Source organism: Bartonella sp. TT110JLCBS (assembly GCF_042193405.1).
In the GTDB taxonomy this organism is placed as follows: Bacteria; Pseudomonadota; Alphaproteobacteria; order Rhizobiales; family Rhizobiaceae; genus Bartonella.
Genome location: NZ_JBHILT010000332.1, coordinates 1 through 519 on the forward strand (window position 1 = coordinate 1; position 519 = coordinate 519).

The window sequence follows — 519 nt, forward strand, 5'->3', positions numbered from 1 at the left end:
GCCTTGGCGGTACCGATTTCTTCCGCCAACGATTTGCCAACCGTATCAGACAGGGCGATGCGCAGATTGTTAAAAAAGTTCTTGTCAAGAGAGCCACCCTCAAGAGCCGTTTGAACGCCTGTGCCAATGGCGGCTTTGATCAGGTTCTTTTTCGCTTCAAGGGCGATACGATCGACAAAAGGAGCGGTTTTTGGCAAAGATTGTCCAACACCTGCCATTTCCGTTAGTTGGCTGGTTAAGCCTGCTGTCAACATCGACGAGACAATGCTGAGAACATTCTTTGAAGAGCCAAGCTCATGCAAGGCGCCGGCAATGTTGCCGCGATTATTGACAAGAGCCACAGCGCTTTTGTTAATCAGCGCTTGGACACCAGCGCCTGTATCGCCGCATTCATGGCGGTGCTCGAGCCAAGCCCCAAAGCACCGGTAATGGCACTGGCAGCGCCCGAGGCTGCTCCACCCGTAACCGCCGTGACAGCCAAGGCCACGATAGCCGCACCGGCTTCTGTCAGCCCTTGGG

Annotated in this window: 1 pseudogene; it reads right to left on the minus strand. The window is 54.9% G+C overall.

Annotated elements, in window-relative coordinates:
- Positions 1-519 (minus strand): annotated as a pseudogene (locus tag ACFILW_RS11170) (DUF637 domain-containing protein); the annotation flags it as partial.